Below are 20873 nucleotides of genomic sequence, written 5' to 3'. Positions count from 1 at the left end.
CCAACCTCGCCCATTGGGCATCGGTCAGGTCCGCTCGCCCCGCTACCGCTACGCTGGCCACGAGGTCTCCGGCACTATTCAGATTTGCTTGGTCGCTAATCCGAAATACCGGAGACCTCACCCATATGCCAACGCGGGCAACAGCTTCCATCGAGCACGCTGATGGGGTGGCACCGCTGCGCGGAGCCACCCCATTCACTCACTTCGAGACAGAACCTAGTGGTGCGGGTGCGGCGGGGTCGGGAAGGCGGGCGGGGTCGGGTAATCGGGCGTCGGCGGGGAGGGCGGCGTCGGGATGGGCGGCGTCGGGAAGTCGGGCCCCTTCGGGTGGTCGGCCGCAGGAAGAAGCTCAGCGGCCTCGGCGCCGCGGGCGTAGAGTGCGGCGGCTACCCCGGATTCAGGTTCAGTACCTTGGGCTGCCATCGCGGCAGCGCCCGCCAGGATCGCGGCAGCGGACAGAATTGGAGCAAGAGCAGCAACAGGCGACATCACGAGCGCCTCTTTCGCGAAGTGCACCGATCCGGTGTCGGCGCAAGTGGGATAGACGACGGATCTCCGGCCATTCTACGCGTCAGTTACCCAACGGCTACTGATCAAATGAACCGACCGCGCATACCGTGCCGGCCCCTCTCGACGCCACAAATCTGCTCGAGCACGAAGGATTCGTCAGCGACGACATCGACCATGTATTCGGCGAGTACAACGGCGACCGCACCGACGGCCCGAGGACATCGGCGTGCTCATGTTTGCATCTGACGGCATGACCGAGCTGCGCCGACGCCTGTGAGCGAAGTGGTGACGATAAGCCGATCCAGAGGCAAGCCGGTCGCGGGCTCAGTTTGCGTTGCACATCGCTGCCGCAGTTTGGTGCAGCAAGGCCGACACAGATCCGACGGTGACGCCCAATTCGTCGCAGACGACTTCGGACATTGACAGTCGAAGTGGGTCCCCGCAGCCCGGCTGCCACGGCGACCCGCTTCGCTCACGCCGCTGTTTGCCGCGCTTCCCGGTTTCGTCGTAGGCCCAAGCCCGCGGCCACCAGGCAGGCGAGGGCAACCACCCCGACGAACCACGGGAAGACCGTGGTCAGGCCCCAGGTGGTCGCTGCCCATCCGGCCATGATGGTCGGCAGCGCCATGGCGGAGTAGGCGAGCAGGTAGTACGCCGACATCGTTTCGCCGCGCTTGTGCTGCGGCACAACCTCGGACAGGTGGCGCAGCGAGCCGCCGAACCCGAGGCCGAAGGTCGCGCCGAGCAGCACGCCGGCACCGAGGACAACCACCCAGTTGTGACTACCGAGGGCGGGCACGGTGAGCACCAACGCGATCGCCATGCCAGTGTCGCCGAGGATCGCGGCCCTGCGCGCTGGAACTCCGGTCGCGAACAGCTGCGTGGCCGCACCGGACAGCGCGGTCGAAGCGACCACCGCACCACCGAACACCAAGTTGTGGATGCCGGTTTTCTGCGCGGCCAGCGAAGGGTACAGCGACAGCAGCACACCGAGCACCGACCATGCCGCCATCACACCGATCGCCGAAAACCAGAAGTCGCCACTAATCTCTTGCGGGACAGCCGGTTTGGCGATCCTGATCCGACCGGCGACCCGGGCGTTGTGCGGCTCGTTCAGCGCAAGCACGCCGACACCGATGATCAAGCAGACCACGGTGACGACGACATAGGGCGTGCGCAGTGGATTCGGCGCGTACTGAGCCAGCAGCGCCGAACCCAGAATCGCCACGGCCATACCGAGATTGAACACAGCACCACTGAGCTGTCCGGACCGCGCGCCTCTCGTGGGCCGTAAATCCAGCAGCGCCGCCGCGCCCGCCACCACCGTCGAGCCGACCGCTATGCCGTGCAGCGCGCGAGCCAACAACAGCATCGGCACCGAATCGGCCAGCACGAAGACCACGAGTCCGACGATCATGGTGGCAATGGCGCCGAGCAGCACCGGCTTGCGCCCGACGACATCGGAGATCCGGCCCGACACCAGCACCGCGCCGAGCGCGGCGACCGCGTACACGGCGAAAACAATGGTCGTGGTGAGCGGCGAGAGGTGCCACTCCTTCTCGTAGATGCCGTAGAGGGGCGCGGGGACCCCCGAGACGCCGAGCGCTACGCCGCTGGCTGCTAGGACCAGCGCATAGGCCCAGCGTTGTGAAGTCTGTTCGTCGGCGGCCACCATTGTCGCTGCCATCGCAGCTCCCATCAGGTAAGTTTGATCCTCATCGAACTTGATCAGCCTACATCCGGTATGATGATCGTCAAACCCACCAGTGAGGCAGATCATGACCGGAGCTAAGGAACTGGCCTCGGAGACCGAAACACCGCCGGTGGCGGCCCTGGCCACGGTGCTCGGCGCGCTGCAGGACCCGGTGCGGCTCGAAATGGTGCGCCGCCTGAGCAACGCAGGCGACGCCGTGCGCTGCAGCGCGCTCTACGAGGTGATCAACAAGTCGACTGCAACGCACCACTTCAAGATTCTGCGCGAAGCCGGCGTCATCGAACGACTGATTATCGACGGTCAAACCTGCCAGCGGCTGCGCACCGAAGACCTGGAAACCGTGCTTCCCGGCGTACTCCCCTCGATCGTCGACGCCGCCAATCGCGCCCGCGGAGCCTGACGACAGCCCGCCGGCGCTCGGCCTGTCCGGCTATCAATCCGTCAGCCGTCGACCAAACGGCGTACGGAAGCGGGCAATTCGCGGGTACGACGGTAAGGCCCGGCGACCGAAGCGCCGAAGGGCCTGGCCAACAGCGTGGCCGCGATCGCCGACACCTCCTCGGTGGTCACCGCGTCGATCCGCGCCAACGTTTCCGACACACTCCGATGGTTGCCGTAACTGAGTTCGCTGCGACCGATCCGGTTCATCCTGGATGCGGAATCCTCCAGACCCAGCACCAGACCGCCGCGCAGCGATCCCTTTGCCCGCGCACACTCGGCATCGGTGATCCCGTCGGCGGCAACAGCTTCCAGCACACCGCGGGCCAGCGACGCCACCTTGCCTAGATTCTCGGGCTGACAACCGATGTACACCGAGAACGCTCCGGTATCGGCAAAGGTGTCGACACTCGAGTACACCGAGTACGCCAGCCCACGTTCCTCCCGAATCCGTTGGAACAGACGGGAACTCAACCCGCCACCGACCACGGTGTTGAGGACCGACAGCGGCCAACGCTGCTCACCCTCGTGCCGCCCGAAGGCGCGCACGCCGAACGTCAGGTGCGCCTGTTCGCTGTCGCGGTGACTCCGTTGCAGTCCCGGCACGCTCTGCGGCCGGAACCGTCCCTCCCGCCGCGGCGCGGGTACGGCAGCCGGATCGAGCCGATCGGCGAACGCACGGTGCACCAGCTCCACCGTGTGCTCGTGCTCGACATTGCCCGCCACCGCGACGACCATCCGATCCGGCCGGTAGCGACGCAGGTGGAACCCGCGCAACTGCGCGGCCTGCATCGATTCGATGGACTCGATGGAACCGATCACCGGCCGTCCGAGCGGATGATCGCCGAACAGCGCGGTGAGGAACGCGTCGCCGACCAGATCCTCCGGATCGTCGTCGCGCATAGCGATTTCCTCGAGCACCACCTGTCGTTCCACGTCCACGTCGGATGCTCGGCACAGGCCGTTGAGCACCACGTCGGAGACCATGTCGACGGCCAGTGGCAGGTCCTCGTCGATCACATGCGCGTAGTAGCAGGTCTGCTCCTTCGCGGTGAACGCGTTGAGCTCCCCACCGACGGCATCCATCGCCTGGGCGATGTCCAGCGCCGATCGCGTCGGAGTCGCCTTGAACAGCAGGTGTTCCAGGAAGTGCGCGGCACCGGCGACGGTGTGTCCCTCATCGCGCGAACCGACGCCGACCCACACGCCGATCGAGGCCGAACGCACACCGGGCACGTGCTCGGTGACCACGCGCAGTCCGCCGGGCAATACAGTGCGCCGCACACCCGAGTCGGTCATCCGCGCATTGTCCGCCCGCAGCTCTAGTGACGAACCCCCCTGCTCGCCGCGGAGCAGAGGGGTTGCCGTCTTCTTCTTCGTCACAAAGACAAGTACTACTCGGTCTCCGCCGCGCCCGCATCAACGGTGTCGTCAGCGGCAGGCTCGTCAGCATTCTCGTCGACCGGCACCAGCGAGATCTTGCCGCGGTTGTCGATGTCGGCGATCTCCACGCGCAGCTTGTCGCCGACGTTGACCACGTCCTCGACCTTGGCGACGCGCTTGCCGTTGCCCAGCTTGGAGATGTGGACCAGGCCGTCACGGCCCGGCAGTAGCGAGACGAACGCGCCGAAGGCAGTGGTCTTGACGACCGTGCCGAGGAAGCGCTCGCCGACCTTCGGCAGCTGCGGGTTCGCGATGGCGTTGATCATGTCGATCGCCGCCTGCGCCGCAGGGCCGTTGGTCGCACCGACGTAGACGGTGCCGTCATCTTCGATCGAGATGTTGGCGCCGGTCTCCTCGGTGATCTGGTTGATCACCTTGCCCTTGGGGCCGATGACCTCACCGATCTTGTCGACCGGGATCTTGATCGCGGTGACGCGCGGCGCGTACTGGCTCATCTCGTCCGGGGTGGCGATGGCCTCGGCCATGACCTCCAGGATGGTGGTGCGTGCGTCGTGCGCCTGGGCCAACGCACCGGCGAGCACCTGCGAGGGGATGCCGTCGAGCTTGGTGTCCAGCTGCAGCGCGGTCACGAACTCACTGGTGCCCGCGACCTTGAAGTCCATGTCGCCGAAGGCATCCTCGGCGCCGAGGATGTCGGTCAGCGCGACGTAGCGGACCTCGTCTTCGCCCTTGTCGTTCTTGACGGTGTCGGACACCAGGCCCATGGCGATACCGGCGACCGGTGCCTTCAGCGGCACACCGGCGTTGAGCAGCGACAGGGTCGAGGCACAGACCGAGCCCATCGAGGTGGAACCGTTGGAGGACAACGCCTCCGACACCTGACGGATGGCGTAGGGGAACTCTTCCTGGCTCGGCAGCACCGGCATCAGGGCCCGCTCCGCGAGCGCGCCGTGGCCGATTTCGCGGCGCTTCGGCGAACCGACGCGACCGGTCTCACCGGTCGAGAACGGCGGGAAGTTGTAGTGGTGCATGTAGCGCTTGCTGGTCTCCGGGCCGAGCGAGTCGACCTGCTGCGCCATCTTCACCATGTCCAGGGTGGTGACACCCAGGATCTGGGTCTCGCCACGCTCGAACAGAGCCGAACCGTGCGCCCGCGGCACCACGGCGACCTCGGCGGAGAGTGCACGGATGTCGGCGAGACCGCGACCGTCGATGCGGAAGCCGTCCGACAGAATCCTTTGACGGACAAGCTTCTTGGTAACCGAACGGAATGCGGCGCCCAGCTCCTTCTCGCGACCGACGAAGTCGTCGCCGAGGCGAGCGAGCACGTCGACCTTGATCTCGTCGATCTTGTCCTCGCGCTGCTGCTTGTCGGCGATCGACAGCGCCTCGCCCAGCTCACGCTTGGCGGTGCCCTCGACGGCCTCGTAGACATCGGCCTCATACGGCGGGAACAGCGGGAACTCGCCGGTCGGCTTGGCCGCCAGCGACGCGAGGTCCTGCTGCGCCTTGCACAGACGAGCGATGAACGGCTTCGCAGCCTCCAGGCCCTCGGCCACAACGGCCTCGGTCGGCGCGGTCGCGCCACCCTCGATCAGCGCGATGACCTTGTCGGTGGCCTCCGCCTCGACCATCATGATCGCGACATCGCCGGACTCGACGACGCGGCCCGCGACAACCATGTCGAACACGGCACCCTCGAGCTGCTCGACAGTCGGGAATGCGACCCACTGGCCCTCGATCAGCGCGACACGCACGCCGCCGACCGGACCGGAGAACGGCAGACCCGCGATCTGGGTGGACGCGGACGCGGCGTTGATGGCCACCACGTCGTAGAGATCATTGGGATCCAGGCTCATCACGGTGACGACGACCTGGATCTCGTTGCGCAGACCGTCGACGAACGACGGACGCAGCGGCCGGTCGATCAGGCGGCAGGTCAGGATCGCGTCGGTAGACGGCCGGCCCTCGCGACGGAAGAACGAGCCGGGGATGCGACCAGCGGCGTACATCCGCTCCTCGACGTCCACCGTCAGCGGGAAGAAGTCGAACTGGTCTTTGGGGTGCTTGCCCGCGGTGGTCGCCGACAACAGCATGGTTTCGTCATCCAGGTACGCGACGACCGAGCCTGCGGCCTGACGGGCCAGACGGCCGGTCTCGAAGCGGATGGTGCGGGTGCCGTAGCTGCCGTTGTCGATCAGCGCGACAGACTCGAACACACCGGGTTCGACCTCTACGGCCGAGGACGTGCGTTCAGTTGTTTCGGTCATTTTCTTCTCTCAACCTCTCGTCTTCGCCGAGTCGAGCGCGTCATGGGCGCGACTCGGCTATTCGTCAGCCGTACCGGATACGGGCGCGCGGCAACCCTCCTGGCTGCAACGCGCGCACCCGGCCAGATCCCCTTGGATTCGGCGACGCGGAGGCGGTCATCGATCGAAGCCCGCCGGCGGAGTTTCACCTGCCGGGAGGCCACTACCGAAGACCGACGCCACGCGGCGGGTGCATACGGCTGTGCAATGTTGTCGTGTAGATGGGTGATGCTGTCTTTAGCAACCTACAAGCAGTCGCGACAACTTTTACCACTCATACACAAATAGCCAACGGGGAGATTGTATGCCTCCCCGTTGGCGGGTTCGCCGACTACCTCCGGTAGCCGGTGTGTCGAGCGATCAGCGACGCAGGCCGAGACGCTCGATGAGGGAACGGTAACGCGCGATGTCGCTCTTCTGCAGGTACTTCGAGAGGCGACGACGACGGCCGATCAGCGCGAGCAGGCCGTGGCGCGTGTGGTGATCGTGCTTGTGCACCTTCAGGTGCTCGGTGAGGTCGGAGATCCGCTTGGACAGCAGCGCGATCTGGGCCTCCGGCGAACCGGTGTCCTTCTCGTGCAGGCCGTACTCGGCGAGAATTGCCGACTTCTGTTCGGTGGTCAGTGCCATGGGGCATCCACTCCTATTTCTCAGTCCCGCGCTCGGAATCCGGTTGCCCGGCTGGGCGCCACCGCGGACCGCAGCAAACCCGAGGATCCACCTTACCGGATGAATTCCGGCGAACCGAATCGCGGTCGCTCAGGCCTCGGGCGCTGTCGCCGTGCCGGTGGCGCCGAGCACCTTTCGGGCGTTGTCCACGTCGCGACCCATCGCTTCGAGCAGCTCTTCGATCGAATCGAACTTGCGCATCCCACGCAGGTGCTCCACGAAGTCCACCGCGACATGCTGACCATAGAGATCGGCCTCGCCGTCGAGCACGTACGCCTCGACCGTCCTGGCGCGGCCGGAGAAAGTGGGGTTGGTGCCGACCGAGATCGCGGCCATCGCACGCTCGCCCGGTGTCACCGTGCCGATGGTCGGACCGGGGCCCAGCACGGTGAACCAGCCCGCGTACACGCCGTCGGCGGGGATCGCCGCGTGCATCGGCGGCGCGACATTCGCGGTGGGAAAACCGAGTTGCTTGCCGCGTCCGTCGCCGTGCACCACAACGCCCTCGACACGGTGCGGCCTGCCGAGCGCCTCGGCGGCCGCGCCCATATCGCCCGCGTCGACGCAGGCACGAATGTAGGTGGAGGAGAAGGTGACCGCGTGCTCGCCGATCAGCTTCACACCGTCGACCTCGAAACCGAACCGATCACCGAGCTCGCGCATGGTGTCGATGGTGCCTGCGGCCTTCTTGCCGAAGGTGAAATTGTCCCCCACCACCACCTCGACCACGTGCAGCCGCTCGACCAGCAGATCGTGCACATAGCGGGCCGGTGTCAGCTTCATGAATTCCTGAGTGAACGGTATGACACAGAACACATCGACACCGAGTTCCTCGGCCAACTCCGCCCGCCGAGTCAACGTGGTCAGCTGCGCAGGATGCGAGCCGGGGCGCACCACCTCCATGGGGTGCGGGTCGAAGGTCATCAGCACCGCGGGAACACCGCGCGCGGCAGCGGCCTTCACGGCCCGGCTGATCAGCTGCGCGTGACCGCGGTGCACACCGTCGAACACGCCGATCGTGAGTACACACCGCCCCCAGTCCGCGGGCACCTCGTCGAGACTTCGCCATCTCTGCACAGTCCGCAGCCTATCTTGCACAGCCGAACACAGTCCGACCGAAGTCCGCGCAGAGCCGGAGCAAAGCCCGAGACAACCACCGATCTCACACAACCCGACGCAGTCCCATCGAAATCCAGCCCGAGCCGGAGCAAAGCCGGGGGCAGCCGCCGATCTCAACCAGCCCGACGGAGTCCGGCTCGACCCGGCGCGCACAGGGCAGGAGCGGAGCTGAAGTAGCCGCTGTTCGCACACAACCCGACGGAGTCCAAGCCGAGCCGTAACAAGCCGGAGGTAGCCGCATCCGGCGCAGCCCAGCCGAAGCAGGCACCGAGCCGCAGCAAATCCGAAGGCAGCCGCCCATCCTGCGTAGTCGGGGCAGCGAGGCCCCGATGTCACACAACGCTTCCGGTGTCGTATACGGAGGGTGAATACGACGTTCGCCCGTGCGGCGCGATGTGTGATTCGGCAGGCATATGCCTAAGCTCGGGTATGTGCCCGGTAAACGAGATATCGCCACCCGACGCGAGCTGGCCGACACCTCGGCGCAGCTCAGAGATGCCGCGCAGCAGGCAGGCGGCCCGACGCACGGTGAACCGCACGGCAGCACCGTGACGATGGCGCCGGTGCTCTCGTCGGTGGCTCAGGACTACCTCAAGGTGATCTGGACCGCGCAGGAGTGGTCGCAGGAGAAGGTGTCGACGAAGCTGCTGGCCGAGCGGATCGGCGTTTCGGCCTCCACCGTCTCCGAGGCGGTCCGCAAACTCGCCGATCAAGGTCTGGTAGAACACGCTCGCTACGGCTCCATCACCCTCACCGAGGACGGCCGCCTCGCGGCCATCGCCATGGTGCGCAGGCACCGGCTGATCGAAACGTTCCTGGTCAGTGAGCTGGGCTACGGCTGGGACGAGGTGCACGACGAGGCCGAGGTGCTCGAGCACGCCGTCTCCGAACTCCTGATGGCCCGCATCGACGCCAAACTCGGCTTCCCGGACCGCGACCCGCACGGTGACCCCATCCCCTCGGTCGACGGCGCCGTCCCCACCCCACCGGCCCGCCAGCTCAGCGACTTCGCGGCCGCCGAATCCGGCCGCGTCGCCCGCATCTCCGATGCCGATCCCGACATGCTGCGCTACTTCGACTCCGTCGGCATCGCCCTCGACACACCGATCGCCGTCGTGGAACGTCGCGACTTCGCAGGCACCATCGCCATCCGCATCGAGGACCGCACCATCGACCTCGGCAGCCCCGCCGCCCAGGCCATCTGGCTCACCACCACCGACTGACCGCGCACCCACCGGGCCCCTCAGCGCCGCTTCGACGAAAGCACCTCTGGGACAACGCAAGAGGATACGGTGCCCTCGTGGCAGCGCCAATGCGTGACCCGTCTCCGCAGCTGGGGCTTCTCGATCTTTCTGTTGATCTGTCCGTGCCGGAGGTCTACTCGGGGACCGCAGCCTTCTCTCACATCACACGGATGAAGATGCCCGGCGCCCCGCAATGAAAATGCTCCCGCAGGAAGACATCTCGCGACCTGCACGCAGGCGTTGAGCAAGGAGATGCTCGGGTTCTGCTGCGGGCGGCCAGCAGGCCTCAGCACGTTGGGAAGTAGCGCTGCAGACGAGCGGGGACGCCGTCGGCGAGGGCTTCGGTCCAGCAGGTGTGGTGTGGGAAGCCGACGTAGGTGGTCCAGCCGTCCGGGTTGTGGACGACGATGCGTTGGGAGTCGCCGGGGACATCCCAGACGATGACCGCCCAGCCGCCCTCGCATTCGGAAACCGTGGCCTGGGCGGCGGCGAGGTATGGCGGAACGTCGAGGTCGTCGACGATCGCTTCCGCGGTGCACGGTGGCGGCACCGGATCTTCGAATCGCAGTACGCCGGACACGGTCTGGCCGGGTGCGGTCACGAAGGCGCTGTGCATGCCCTCGGGCACCGGCGACGATCCCGGCGGCGGTTGCATGGTGAACAGGTAGCAGCCGACCGGGATGGCGAAGGTGGTGGTGCCGTTCCCGTCCGTGGTCCCGGTCCATTGCCGCGTCTCGGCCGTCTCGCCGACCGGAATGTCATGCCGCGCAGGGTCACACGGCTGTATTAGTCGAACCGCCACCGGCACGTTCGGAACTGCGCCGCCGGATACGGTCAGCGTCTTGATGACCAACGCCGAGTTGTCCGGAGGTGGGAAGATCGGCGGCGCCTCGGGTGCGGCCAGGGAGGGAATAGTGGTTCCCTGCGGCGCGCCCGGGTGAGTCGTCGACCCCGGCGCTGTGCCCGTACTCGTCACCGCTACCGAACCCCCGCGCGATGACACTGACGATTCATTGCCAGCACCGCAAGCAACGGCGGCCACGACCACCGCGGCGCAGACCATTGCCCGCTGAACGACACGCATCCCCATTGCCATCGGCCTTCCGATCGATCGTGCCTCCTGACATCTGAACTATCGCCCCGGCGGCCGCCGGAGTTAACCCAGGTCAACCCTCATACGCAAGGTCGCAGTCCGGTCCGTTCCGGGACCTACACCCGACCTGATGGGCTACCTACACTGCGGCCGGCACGACCGCTTGGGTCAGCACAGCACCGCGACTAGCGCGACCGACGTAACAGAACAGGACCGTCGCGGTCAGCGGGAGAGGAAGTCGAGGAGGGCTCGAAATTCTGGGAGCGAAAGGTAGCCGTCGCCGTTGGTGTCGGCGGCGGCCAGGAGGGATTCGGCTGGTTCGTCGATGCGGCCCGCACCGACATGGCGGATCAGGGATTCGAGTTCGTCGACAGAGATTTGACCGTCGCCGTTGGTGTCGAAGACGCGGAAGGCGGCGTCGGCGTCGGTGACCTCTATGCGGCCTGCGACGAGAGCGGCGTCGAATTCGGCCTTGGAGACCAGGAAGTCGCCGTTGGTGTCGGCGGCCGCGACCAGGCGTTCGATCGCCTCGGCATCGACGTCCAGTCCGAGGGCGCGGATGCCCTCGGTGATGTCGTCCACCGAAACCAGCCCGTCGCCATCACGATCCCACAGTTCGAAAGTGTCGACCGGTCGTTCACTCATTGCCCATGCCTTCCCGCCGCCGCCGATCCCGAGTGCCTGCGTCCGGCCACTGGCCACTCTACGGATTCCGTTGCGCCGGAGCCTGTCCGGGCGAGCAGCGCAGGAGGCACAAGCCTGCCACTCGCTACGCCCGCAGCCGCTACATCGCGGTGCGCATCGGAGCCGACGGCATCGCGGGCGATTTGCGCTCGGCCGAGGCCGGTGAACTCCGGCCACATCACCGGAGAATTCTGGATTGCCCGCGAGCTGCCGCGCAGGTCCCCGACTGCGGCGACGTGACCACGTCCAGCAGTCTGGTGGTCGTCAGCCGATGTCCGCTGCGAGCTGCGGGGACTACCTGAATTCGAGCAGCGGATCCCGAGACCCCGCAGTCGACCCCTCCGGCTCAGGCCGCAGCAGTGACGTCGCGAGTGTCGCGCTCGAAGCGCGTTTCCTCGCCCCTGGACAGCACAAAGAACACGGGCGGGAGCACAAGCTCGATCGCGGTGAGCACGATCTGGAACCAGTGCGGCCAGCCGTAGACGGCCAGCGATATCCCGCGTCCGACAGCGCCGAGCAGGAAGATTCCGGCGAGCCAGCGGATCGCCACCGCCGAGATCGGCGACTGCCGTGCGGCCCAGATCCACACGACGCCGTAACCGACGAAGATCGCGCCGAAGAATCGAGTCTGGCTGTCGGCGGTCACGCCGGAGGAACCCATGTCCGGGATGCCATCGATGCCGAATCCCAGGTGAAAGAACCCGATCGCCACACACGCGACACCCATTGCCATCGTGAGCCATTTGAGTACGGCGGTCATGAAATTCCTCTCGGATGTGCGGGGCGTTCAGCGCTGGCACACTACGACCTTCGGGCGATGAGCCAACTAGTAGACGTTTGTCTACTAAGCCCGACCCTACGACGCTTAGTAGACAGTCGTCAACTAAGCTCACACGGTGCCCACCCGCCGCCGCCTCTCCCCCGACGAACGCCGCCGCCTACTGCTGGACGCCGGTGCGAAGCTGTTCGCCGAACGCGCGTACGACACCGTGCTGATGGACGACGTCGCGACCGCAGCAGGGGTGTCGCGGGCCCTGCTCTACCGACATTTCCCCACCAAGAGAGATCTCTTCGCGGGGGTCTATCAGCTAGCCGCGGACCGGCTGCTCGTGGCAACGAAACTCGATACCGAAACCCCACTACGAGAACAACTCTCAGCGGGCCTGGACGCCCACTTCGACTACTTCGAGGCCAACAGCACAACAGTGATCACCGCCAACAAGGTGCTCGCGGGCGACCCCACCATCCAGGCCATCATCACCGGCGAACTCGGCGAGCTACGCCACCGACTGCTCGAGGTGATCGGCGTCGAAGGCGCCACCCGGGATACCACCTCCGCCATCCTGATGAGCTGGCTCACCTTCGTCCGCGTGCTATCGATCGAGTGGCTGGAAAACCGCGCCTTCTCCCGCGCCGAACTCCGTGAGGTCTGCATCGGCGCACTGCTCGGCGCACTCGAACCCGTTCTCGGCGCCCGGGACGAGTGATCCGGCAGCAGTCGGGCTCGGACATCGCATATCCGCAGCGGCCCGAATCGAACTCGGCTCAGGGCTTCTCGACAGCCGACGTATAAGGTTCGGACGCGGCGGGGAGCTCGCCATACATGCGGACCGGCTCATGACGCCATCAGTATTCGCCATATGACGGCGGCCGGGTCCATTCATGGATTCCCACCATGCCCAGCAGTGCCGACGGACTGTCGGCGAAAACATCCCTGCAATCCTTCTCGGCACCGAGCCGCTCGCCGGCCGGGTCTGAACTACAGCTGATATCCCTGTCTCACAGAATATTCAGCGCCGTGTCGTAGACATTGGTGTAATCCGACAGCACGGGCACGATTCAGTCGACCAACCCGCGCGGACGCACGACCATCACCGAGGCAGCGCGCTTACCGCTCTCCTCCAGCAGCGCAATGGCTGTTCCGTCCTCGGTGAGCGCGGCATGCACACCCTTGATGCCAATCGGCTCGAGCCAACGCCCGTCGCGCAGCGACTCGGCCTCCTGCGCGCTGATCGTGCGGTGCGGAAAGGCGGTCCGGACGGCGTCGTCCATGCCCAAGCTCAGCAGCGGGGTGTCGGCTTCCGCGGCGAGCGCCAATTCGTCCAGGGTGCGTGCATGTTCGAGGGTGAAGGGACCGACTCGGGTGCGGCGCAACACGGTCAGGTGGCCACCGACGCCGAGAGCGGCACCGAGGTCGCGGGCCAGCGCGCGCACATAGGTGCCCGACGAGCATTCGACTTCGACGTCGAGGTCTACGAAATCGCCGTCCGAAATATCGTGGCGGGCCAGGACATCGAAGCGGGACACCGTCACGGGGCGGGCGGCGAGCTGCACGTCCTCACCAGCGCGATGGCGTGCGTAGGCGCGTTCGCCGTTCACCTTGATCGCGCTGACGGTGGCAGGCACCTGTTCGATATTGCCGGTCAGTTCCGCCGTGGCCGTGGCAATTTCGCCATCGGACAGGTGGTTCGCCGGTGTCGTCGCGAGCACCTCGCCCTCGGCGTCGTCGGTGGTGGTGGCCTGGCCGAGGCGAATGGTCGCAGTGTAGGCCTTGGTGGTGAGGGTGAGCAGCCCGAGCAGCTTGGTGGCGCGCTCCACGCCGAGCACAAGCACCCCGGTGGCCATCGGGTCCAATGTGCCCGCGTGACCGACCTTCTTGGTGCGCAACAGCTTCCGACACTTCGCTACCACATCGTGGCTGGTCCAGCCGCCGTCTTTGTCCACGATCAGCAGACCGCCGAGCACATCGGGACGCACCGTCGAGCCGGCCATCAGCCGTGCACAATCGCGGTGAGGATGAGCCCGTCGCCGATCATCCAGCGACCGTCGAAGGAGGTCAACGGCACACCACCGTCATTGGTCTGCCCTGGCACCAGCAGCTCGCTGTGGAAGGTTCCGGTACCGGCACCGTCGGAGCTCTCGTCGACGGTGAAGGTGATGTGCGCGTCCTCGAAGCCGAGCCAACGCGACGTCAGCGGCCACCATGCCTTGTAGGTGGCTTCCTTGGCACAGAACAGCAGTCGGTCGAGATGCACGGCAACGAGGGGGCTCGCGCTGGTGAGCCACTCTCGCTCCGGCGGCAGGCTCACCGAATCCAGCACGCCCTCGGGGAGCGGACCATGTGGTTCCGCATCGATCCCGACAGACCGGAACCGCAGCTTGTGCGCCAGCGCCGCCGCCCGGTACCCCTCGGTGTGCGTCAGGCTCCCGACGATGCCGCGCGGCCACACCGGCGCACCCCGCTCCCCTTTACCGATGGCCACCGGCGGCTCGCCGAGCTCCGCCAACGCGAGTCGCGCGCAATGCCGGGCTCCGATGAAGTCCCGACGGCGCTTCTCCACCGACTTCGCGATGAGATGCTCCTCCGCAGGATGCGCCGTCAGCTCCTCCGGGTACTCCAACAGCTCGGCCGAGGCCACACCAGCAGGCAGAATTTTCTCGATCATCGCCAACGAGCGTAGTCCAGCCCGGCTGGCGCGAGCATGCGGAGTCAGACTCCGCGGCGACGTTCTGCTTTGCTCCGCATTTCGGCGGCGGCCGCTTCCATTTCCGGCGTGACCTTGAAATGGCCGCCCCACTTGTTCAGCGAGCCCGGCGGGTACTCCGGGGCAGGCAGGATCTGGCGCAGCAGGCGGTCGGGCAGGCCGCGGCGCTGCCATTCGCGGGGGTAACCGAGGGAGACCTCTTCGAATCGGACGCCGTCGTAGTAGGAGGTGCGCGGGATGTGCAGGTGGCCGTAAACCGAGCACACCACGTTGTATCGGGTGTGCCAGTCGGCGGTCAGGTCGGTGCCACACCAGAGGGCGAACTCCGGGTAGAACAACACGTCGGTGGGTTGGCGAACCAGCGGGAAGTGGTTGATCATCACCAACGGCGTGCCGGGCGCGAGTGCGTCCAGCTTGCGCTGGGTGACCTGGACTCGGGCATGGCACCAGGCGTCGCGGGTCGAGAACGGGTCCGGCGAGAGCAAGAACTCGTCGGTCGCCACTACGTTGCGGTCGCGGGCGACGGCCAGTCCCTCGGCCTTCGTGGTGGTCCCTGCGGGCAGCCACGAGTAGTCGTAGAGCAGGAACATCGGGGCCAAGGTCACCCGTCCGCCGTGCTCCTCCGCGCCTGCGCCCTCCCATACCGGGAACGGATCCTCCGGTGTGAGCACGTCGAGATCGCGGCAGATCGACACCAGATAGTCGTATCGCGCCGCACCGTGCATCTGGACCGGGTCCTTTGCCGTGGTCCACAATTCGTGGTTACCCGGCACCCAGATCACCTTCGCGAACCGGCCGCGCAACAGCTCGAGCGTCCACCGGATGTCGTCGCTCTTCTCCGCCACGTCCCCGGCGACGATCAACCAGTCCTCCGGCGAATCCGCCCTGATCTCCTCGACCACCGGACGATTCCCCTGGTGGCCGACATGAACGTCGCTCACCGCCATCAACTTGGGTATCACCCCACCTACATTGGCACAGCCACACCACTCTCCGCCCGCCGACCCGCTCCCTCGCCCACCACTCATCACCCGCGAGCACGCGCTCAGCACAGACCACCGCACCCTCGCCACATGTGGCGCGCTGATCTCCGGCGCCTGGGAGTATGAGCCAGGCGCAGGGTTGCGACCTGGATGGCTCACATCGAGTGGCAAGAGCTCGGCGGCGGGATTGTCACTGAAGATGAGCCGAGTCGGCAGGTTTGCGGCTCGACCGGGCTGCGGACTTCGGCGAGGCAATGTGATCGTGAGCAACGACCTCCGATCGCCAGTTACGAGAAGCCGGCTAGCATTCCCAGTGGATTCGGGCTGTGTCTGCGAAACCTGTTGCAACAGTAAGCTTTCCCGTTGCTTCGCGACGGCATGACGCGATCGCGATGTGGCATGGGCGGTCGATGCTCTCGGGGATGCGGACACCGCCGTCGATCTCGTAGCGCATATTGGTGACCTTCCATGCACGGGCGCACGAGTCGTCCGGGGTGCTCGGCGGCTCGTCGGCACGGATCACGACCATTACTTCGGTGACGCCACTCGGCCAGGTGAACACCAGTAGGCCGTTTTGCGCGGCCAAGCCTGTGACAGTGGGGATCCCGCTGGGAGCGGGATCATCGTGCCGGTACGCGGGATCATCTTGTGCCGGTACACGATCGCCGTCGGAGCGCCCCCGATCGGCCAGCGGATACTCGCGTTCGGCCAGCGAGGACACATGCTCGCCGGACGAGCCACCGCCATCGCCCTGCGGACGACCCTGCAAACGCTCCGGCGGGACCGGCGAGGTCGCACCATGACTCTGCACATTTCCACGACTCTCCGCCGAGAACTCACCATCACCCCTCGAATAGCCGTAATCACGAGGCGAATGCCGGTCATCGCCCGTGGCGGGCCCAGCATCGTCGGACGATGGCACAGCGGCACCCGACGAATCGCCAGGATCGCCCTGCGCGGGCATGGGACGGACCTCGGGATTGGTCGACGCCGGTATCGAATCGTTTAGCGCAGGATCGGATAGTGAGAGTTGTTGCTCACCAAGTGGTTTCGGTGACTCAGCTCCGGGATGCAGGGTGGGTGCGGTGTCGGATCGGGCGATCTCCGAGTACTTCCCGGCGACTGCGGCGGCTACCGCGTAGACGGGCAGCCGGCCTGCGGGTGCGCCACCGTCTTCGAGTTCGGTGGCTCGGGTGCGGCCGACTACGCGCCAGGAGCCGTCCGGTTGCAGGCGGGTCACTCGGTAATCGACTGTGGCAGTCGATGATGGTGACCAGACCACCAGGACCGATCCGGTCGCGGTGCGGGTGGCCTCGACACGGGCCGGCGCCTCGACAGGCGCCTGCGCGAGCGCGGCTGCTGCGCCTTCATGGTCGGCGCAGATAGCTTTGGCGTCGACCAGACCGCGCAGCAGGGTCTCGGCGGGCCCCGCCTGTGCTACGGCAACGAGCCGGTCCGCTTCGGCGATCGCCGCCCGTGCTTCGGCAAGTAGTTCGTCAAGGGTACGACCCTGCTGTGGGGGCGGCATGTCGGAGGCGGTGCGCTGCAAGGACTCCAGGTGCGGCACGGCCTCGACGTATCGCTTCGCCGCGCAAGCCGCGCTCGCGCTGTGCCATTGCGCTGCGGCCGCCGCGAGCACTCGATCCACTTCGTCGGCGACCGACCTGATGGGTGTCAGGCCGTCATCATCGGCGCCGAGGAGCCGACGTGCCTCGGCGACCTGACGCGCCGCTTCGCTCGGACGGCCGGCTCGCAACGCCGCGCGTGCCGCCTTCAACGGCGCCTCCCATTGCCGAGGCACCGGCGTTCCCGATCGGGTCGGCGACGTACTCGACGTCGATGCTGTTCGCGGTCGGGGTGCGGTCGTGCCATGCGGCGCGGTCCTCGGCAGCGATGTATCGGACGACGTAGGTGTTCGGGGTGGCACGCCGTGCGACGAATCCTCCACGGAAGCACCGAGTTCCGCGGCGAGTCCGGTAAGCAGCCGAGTGGCGCCGGCGCGGTCGAGCCCCAACGCGACAGCCTCGTCGAGGAGATACTGGAAGTCCGTACCGACGAGCTCGTCTTCGACGAGCACCGCGGCCCTGACCTTCGGGCGAAGCTCGGTGGCGACATCCCCGGCCACCGCGCGCAGGTATTCCGCCATGGCAGCGTCACCGGACTCGAGCACGTCGTGAACATGAATCAGCAGTTCATCCAACACCACTCGAACCCGCCCCGGCGGCAGTTCCCGAGACCGGGCGCGCAATGCCTCGGCACGCAGCCGAATCTCGCGAGTCCGGCCCGCGTTCGTGGATTCCACTCGGAGCAGGGCGAACAAGGTCGGTGTCGGCGGTCCCTCCAGCAGCCGCTCCCATTCAGCGAGCAGTTGGCGGATCTGCCGTCTGCGCTGGTCGGTGAGCACGCTGGGAGCGGCGGGTTCGGCGTCGGCGATGACTCGGTGCCTGCGCATCCGAGTCGCAACCTCGGCGGCACTGAGCCCGCCCATCGCGCCGATCTCGGTCAGCCCCTCGACTTTTCCGGCCGGTACGCCGCCGTAGCGCTGCACCAAGCGGGATATCGCGGTATCGAGCATCTCGTATCGATCCGCGTCGCGCTGGGCACGACGCTCGCGCACCCGCGCCGCCTCGGCCCGCCGCGTTCCCGCCTCGAGCACCAGCCCCGACAAAATGGAGTGCGCCTCGACAAGCAGCCCCACCAGCACCCGGTACTTCGGATGATCGCGCTGACGCTGCCAGAAACCCCACACCTCGGCGACCCGTGCGGCCACCTCGGCATCGCTCAGCGTGTCTGCTTCCGCCAGCGGAATGTCGTAGAGCTCGAACGGATCCGAGTGCTCGATGCCGCCTCTGCGCTCGACGCCGGCGAGCACACGCTTGCGATAGTCGTTCGGGTTGAATGCCTCCATGAGGTGACTCAGCTACTGCGCCGACGCGAGCGCTGGACCTGATCCAGCTCACGCTCCACGTCGGCTTGTGACAATGTCGCCCCGGTCTGAGTAGCTAGGACCAACGGAATGTCGGCGTCGATGTGATGGGCCGTCACGTGCAGCACGCCGTCGAAACCCATTTCGAAGGTCACCCGCACCTCGCTGCCTTCGGGATACCCGGGCGGAATCCCCCGAATGCGTCCCTCTATCAGTACTTTCGTGTCCTCCGGCCGCATCGACGCGGCTTGCCCCTGCTGCTCGACCACGGTCAGGGCGATCTCGTCCTGGTCGGGGCGGACCGTGCCGAAGGACCGCCGTACTCGAACCGGCAACGTCTGATTCCGGTTGACCAGCCAGGTCGCCGCCAACCCATACCGGTGGTCCAGCGCGAGCAGACCGAATCCGCGCGAGACGACCGTGTCGACCTGAATTTCCAGCATCCGGCGCACCAGGCTCACCGGCTGCCCGAACGACGCGGCGACCCGCCCGATCGCATTGTCCAGATCCTGTTGCGACGCATCCTGGATGCCCGCTCCGTCGCGGAGCCGGCCCCTGGTCACCAGGTCGGCGATGATCAGCCGCTCCATCTCGAGCTTCTCCCCGTACAGCGCGGCGCCGCGTGCCACCGAAAGATCGGGATCGCGCAGTTCACCGGCCAGCCCCAGCTCCCGTTGAAGGTCACGCTCCACCATGGGCATTCGGGACGAACCGCCGACCAGCAGCAAGCGGTCGACGGACGAGACGCCGCGCTTACTCGCCGCGGCCAAGCAGTCGCGGGTGAGATCTATCGTGCGCTGCATCAGTGAAGCGGTCATGGTCTCGACGTCGTCGCGGGTCAGCGAGATGACGGCCCTTGCACCGTCGTGGGCGACCACCACATCGGTGTGGTCGGCGTCGGTCAACTCACGTTTGGCCCGTTCGGCGGCCAGCACCAGCATCTGCGATCCCGCCGAATCGTCCAGCGGGTCTTCGGCATCCGGATTGGCCGCGCAGAATTGCTGCGACAGATACAGGGCGATCCGCTCGTCCCAATCGGCACCGCCGAGCTGATGGTCGCCCTCGACCGCGAGCACCGAGATACGGCGATCGGCGAGCTCGATGACAGTGGCGTCGAACGTGCCACCGCCGAGGTCGTAGACGAGCACGGTCTCGCGCGCCGGGTGCTTATCGACATCCATACTGCCGTCGAGGCGGCCGAACCCATAGGACAGCGCCGCGGCGATCGGCTCCGACAGCACACCGGCAACATCGAGACCGGCATAGGTGCCCGCCTGGATCGTCGCGCGACGCTCCTCGTCACCGAAATACGCGGGGACAGTGATGACGGCACGTTTGACCGGCTCGCCACCACCGAATTCAGCGTCGGAGGCAAGGCTTTTCAAGATCAGCGCCGATACCGCGGGCGCCGACCAGGTCTTCCCGTGCGCCGCGAACCGCCACTCGCTGTCGCCCATGCGGCGTTTGACCAACGCGCACACATGTTCCGGATCCAGCCGGGCCTGCCGCCGGGCGCCTTCACCGACGAGATGATCGTTCGCGGAGGCGAACAGCACCACCGAGGGAACCGTCGAGTCACCGGTCATCCCGACCATGATTTCGGGGCGGCCGTCGGCGTCGATGCGCGCGATGGCCGAGTTCGTGGTGCCCAGGTCGATGCCGTAAACCCCCATGAGACGCGATGGTAGCAGCCGGATCCGACCGGTTCCCAGCCGCGAACACCGCCGAATCCGGCTGGCGCCCAACCCGATTGATCACGTCCGGTTATGGTGCGAATATGACGGAACCAGCCGCCCGGTCGATCGAAGATCCGAAGACCACGATCGATCAACTCGCCGAGCGCATCGAGGACCTGTCCCGCGTGATCGCCCGCCAGGCCGCGACGATCGAGCGCATGGTCGATACAGCGAAGGCACGTGCCGATCGGGACCGCGCGGGAGCCGATCTTCCCTTGGTCGTCGAACTGTTCGCCCTGTACGCCGACACCGCCGCCTGCGCCGCCACCGCGCAGTCCCCCCGCGAACGTGATGCCTTCGACGCCATGGCCACTCGCGTCGAGCGCCTCATCGTCGGCCGCGGCGGATCCCTCGTCACACCCCGACCCAACTCACCCTTCGACGCGCTCACCATGGAGGCGTCCGACGTCACGCCAACCGACGACCCGGCCGCGGATCGCACCGTCGATGGTCTGATCCAACCCGGCCTCACCGTCTCCGGCCGCTCCATTCGCCCCGCAACGGTGGTCGTCCGACGCTACGTCGAGCGCTGACCGACGCAGCCGATCGGGCAGCTCGC

General features: G+C 66.6%; 18 protein-coding genes. 4 read left to right on the top strand and 14 right to left on the bottom strand.

Features of this window, described 5'->3' with window-relative positions; translation table 11 throughout:
- Positions 1 to 216: 216 nt before the first annotated feature.
- Together ACLMAL_RS19250 and ACLMAL_RS19245 are read right to left on the bottom strand one after the other, a co-directional pair.
- Positions 217 to 492 carry a hypothetical protein gene (locus tag ACLMAL_RS19250; RefSeq protein ID WP_412000304.1) on the bottom strand — a complete coding sequence of 92 codons (276 nt, stop codon included), beginning with the start codon at positions 490 to 492 and terminating at the stop codon, positions 217 to 219.
- Between the two features lie 490 nt (positions 493 to 982).
- Entirely contained in the window at positions 983 to 2185 is a 1203-nt protein-coding gene (locus tag ACLMAL_RS19245; RefSeq protein ID WP_412000329.1) for an MFS transporter, read from the bottom strand.
- A gap of 103 nt (positions 2186 to 2288) precedes the next feature.
- On the opposite strand from ACLMAL_RS19245, the gene ACLMAL_RS19240 reads away from it, so the two are divergent.
- Positions 2289 to 2624, top strand: a complete 336-nt coding sequence (locus tag ACLMAL_RS19240) for an ArsR/SmtB family transcription factor (protein WP_412000303.1) — start codon at positions 2289 to 2291, stop codon at positions 2622 to 2624.
- 41 nt (positions 2625 to 2665) lie between these two features.
- On the opposite strand, the gene ACLMAL_RS19235 is transcribed toward ACLMAL_RS19240, so the two are convergent.
- The 4 genes from ACLMAL_RS19235 to ACLMAL_RS19220 all read right to left on the bottom strand — a co-directional run bounded on the left by ACLMAL_RS19235 (position 2666) and on the right by ACLMAL_RS19220 (position 8121).
- A complete protein-coding gene (locus ACLMAL_RS19235; protein WP_412000302.1) occupies positions 2666 to 3961 on the bottom strand; it encodes a M16 family metallopeptidase in 1296 nt (431 codons plus the stop codon).
- A 95-nt stretch (positions 3962 to 4056) separates the two neighbouring features.
- Positions 4057 to 6336: a polyribonucleotide nucleotidyltransferase gene (locus ACLMAL_RS19230; RefSeq protein ID WP_412000301.1), complete on the bottom strand. Its 2280-nt coding sequence runs from the start codon at positions 6334 to 6336 to the stop codon at positions 4057 to 4059.
- A 399-nt stretch (positions 6337 to 6735) separates the two neighbouring features.
- Positions 6736 to 7005, bottom strand: coding sequence for a 30S ribosomal protein S15 (gene rpsO / locus ACLMAL_RS19225; protein ID WP_328403782.1), 270 nt, complete (start codon positions 7003 to 7005; stop codon positions 6736 to 6738).
- 129 nt (positions 7006 to 7134) lie between these two features.
- Positions 7135 to 8121, bottom strand: coding sequence for a bifunctional riboflavin kinase/FAD synthetase (locus ACLMAL_RS19220; protein ID WP_412000300.1), 987 nt, complete (start codon positions 8119 to 8121; stop codon positions 7135 to 7137).
- 596 nt (positions 8122 to 8717) lie between these two features.
- Between ACLMAL_RS19220 and ACLMAL_RS19215 the strand changes: the two genes are divergently transcribed.
- Positions 8718 to 9386 carry a metal-dependent transcriptional regulator gene (locus ACLMAL_RS19215; protein ID WP_328413227.1) on the top strand — a complete coding sequence of 223 codons (669 nt, stop codon included), beginning with the start codon at positions 8718 to 8720 and terminating at the stop codon, positions 9384 to 9386.
- A gap of 307 nt (positions 9387 to 9693) precedes the next feature.
- Here ACLMAL_RS19215 and ACLMAL_RS19210 read toward each other — a convergent pair whose 3' ends face one another.
- From ACLMAL_RS19210 to ACLMAL_RS19200, 3 genes are all read right to left on the bottom strand, one after another.
- Complete coding sequence (locus ACLMAL_RS19210; protein ID WP_412000299.1) at positions 9694 to 10383, bottom strand: hypothetical protein; 690 nt, start codon at positions 10381 to 10383, stop codon at positions 9694 to 9696.
- A 339-nt stretch (positions 10384 to 10722) separates the two neighbouring features.
- Positions 10723 to 11145: an EF-hand domain-containing protein gene (locus tag ACLMAL_RS19205; protein ID WP_412000298.1), complete on the bottom strand. Its 423-nt coding sequence runs from the start codon at positions 11143 to 11145 to the stop codon at positions 10723 to 10725.
- A gap of 385 nt (positions 11146 to 11530) precedes the next feature.
- Positions 11531 to 11944, bottom strand: coding sequence for a DUF4345 domain-containing protein (locus tag ACLMAL_RS19200; protein ID WP_412000297.1), 414 nt, complete (start codon positions 11942 to 11944; stop codon positions 11531 to 11533).
- A 136-nt stretch (positions 11945 to 12080) separates the two neighbouring features.
- On the opposite strand from ACLMAL_RS19200, the gene ACLMAL_RS19195 reads away from it, so the two are divergent.
- Entirely contained in the window at positions 12081 to 12671 is a 591-nt protein-coding gene (locus ACLMAL_RS19195) for a TetR/AcrR family transcriptional regulator (protein WP_412000296.1), read from the top strand.
- Positions 12672 to 13023: 352 nt separating this feature from the next.
- Here the strand turns inward: ACLMAL_RS19195 and truB are convergent, their stop codons facing one another.
- The 5 genes from truB to ACLMAL_RS19170 all read right to left on the bottom strand — a co-directional run bounded on the left by truB (position 13024) and on the right by ACLMAL_RS19170 (position 20251).
- Positions 13024 to 13956, bottom strand: a complete 933-nt coding sequence (truB, locus tag ACLMAL_RS19190) for a tRNA pseudouridine(55) synthase TruB (RefSeq protein ID WP_412000295.1) — start codon at positions 13954 to 13956, stop codon at positions 13024 to 13026.
- The gene (npt, locus tag ACLMAL_RS19185) at positions 13956 to 14630 is read right to left on the bottom strand and encodes a 4'-phosphopantetheinyl transferase Npt (protein ID WP_412000294.1); all 675 of its coding nucleotides are present in this window, start codon (positions 14628 to 14630) and stop codon (positions 13956 to 13958) included. Before npt ends, truB begins: the two co-directional genes overlap by 1 nt.
- A 44-nt stretch (positions 14631 to 14674) precedes the next feature.
- Positions 14675 to 15631 carry a metallophosphoesterase family protein gene (locus ACLMAL_RS19180; protein ID WP_412000293.1) on the bottom strand — a complete coding sequence of 319 codons (957 nt, stop codon included), beginning with the start codon at positions 15629 to 15631 and terminating at the stop codon, positions 14675 to 14677.
- Between the two features lie 322 nt (positions 15632 to 15953).
- Positions 15954 to 18560, bottom strand: coding sequence for a hypothetical protein (locus ACLMAL_RS19175; RefSeq protein WP_412000292.1), 2607 nt, complete (start codon positions 18558 to 18560; stop codon positions 15954 to 15956).
- A gap of 8 nt (positions 18561 to 18568) precedes the next feature.
- Entirely contained in the window at positions 18569 to 20251 is a 1683-nt protein-coding gene (locus ACLMAL_RS19170) for an Hsp70 family protein (protein WP_412000291.1), read from the bottom strand.
- Between the two features lie 104 nt (positions 20252 to 20355).
- On the opposite strand from ACLMAL_RS19170, the gene grpE reads away from it, so the two are divergent.
- Positions 20356 to 20847, top strand: coding sequence for a nucleotide exchange factor GrpE (grpE, locus tag ACLMAL_RS19165; RefSeq protein ID WP_412000290.1), 492 nt, complete (start codon positions 20356 to 20358; stop codon positions 20845 to 20847).
- The last annotated feature ends 26 nt before the right edge of the window (positions 20848 to 20873 follow it).

Origin of the sequence: Nocardia sp. CWNU-33 (assembly GCF_046764895.1) — a bacterium.
In the GTDB taxonomy this organism is placed as follows: Bacteria; Actinomycetota; Actinomycetes; order Mycobacteriales; family Mycobacteriaceae; genus Nocardia.
This window is presented reverse-complemented; position numbering and strand designations above follow the sequence as displayed.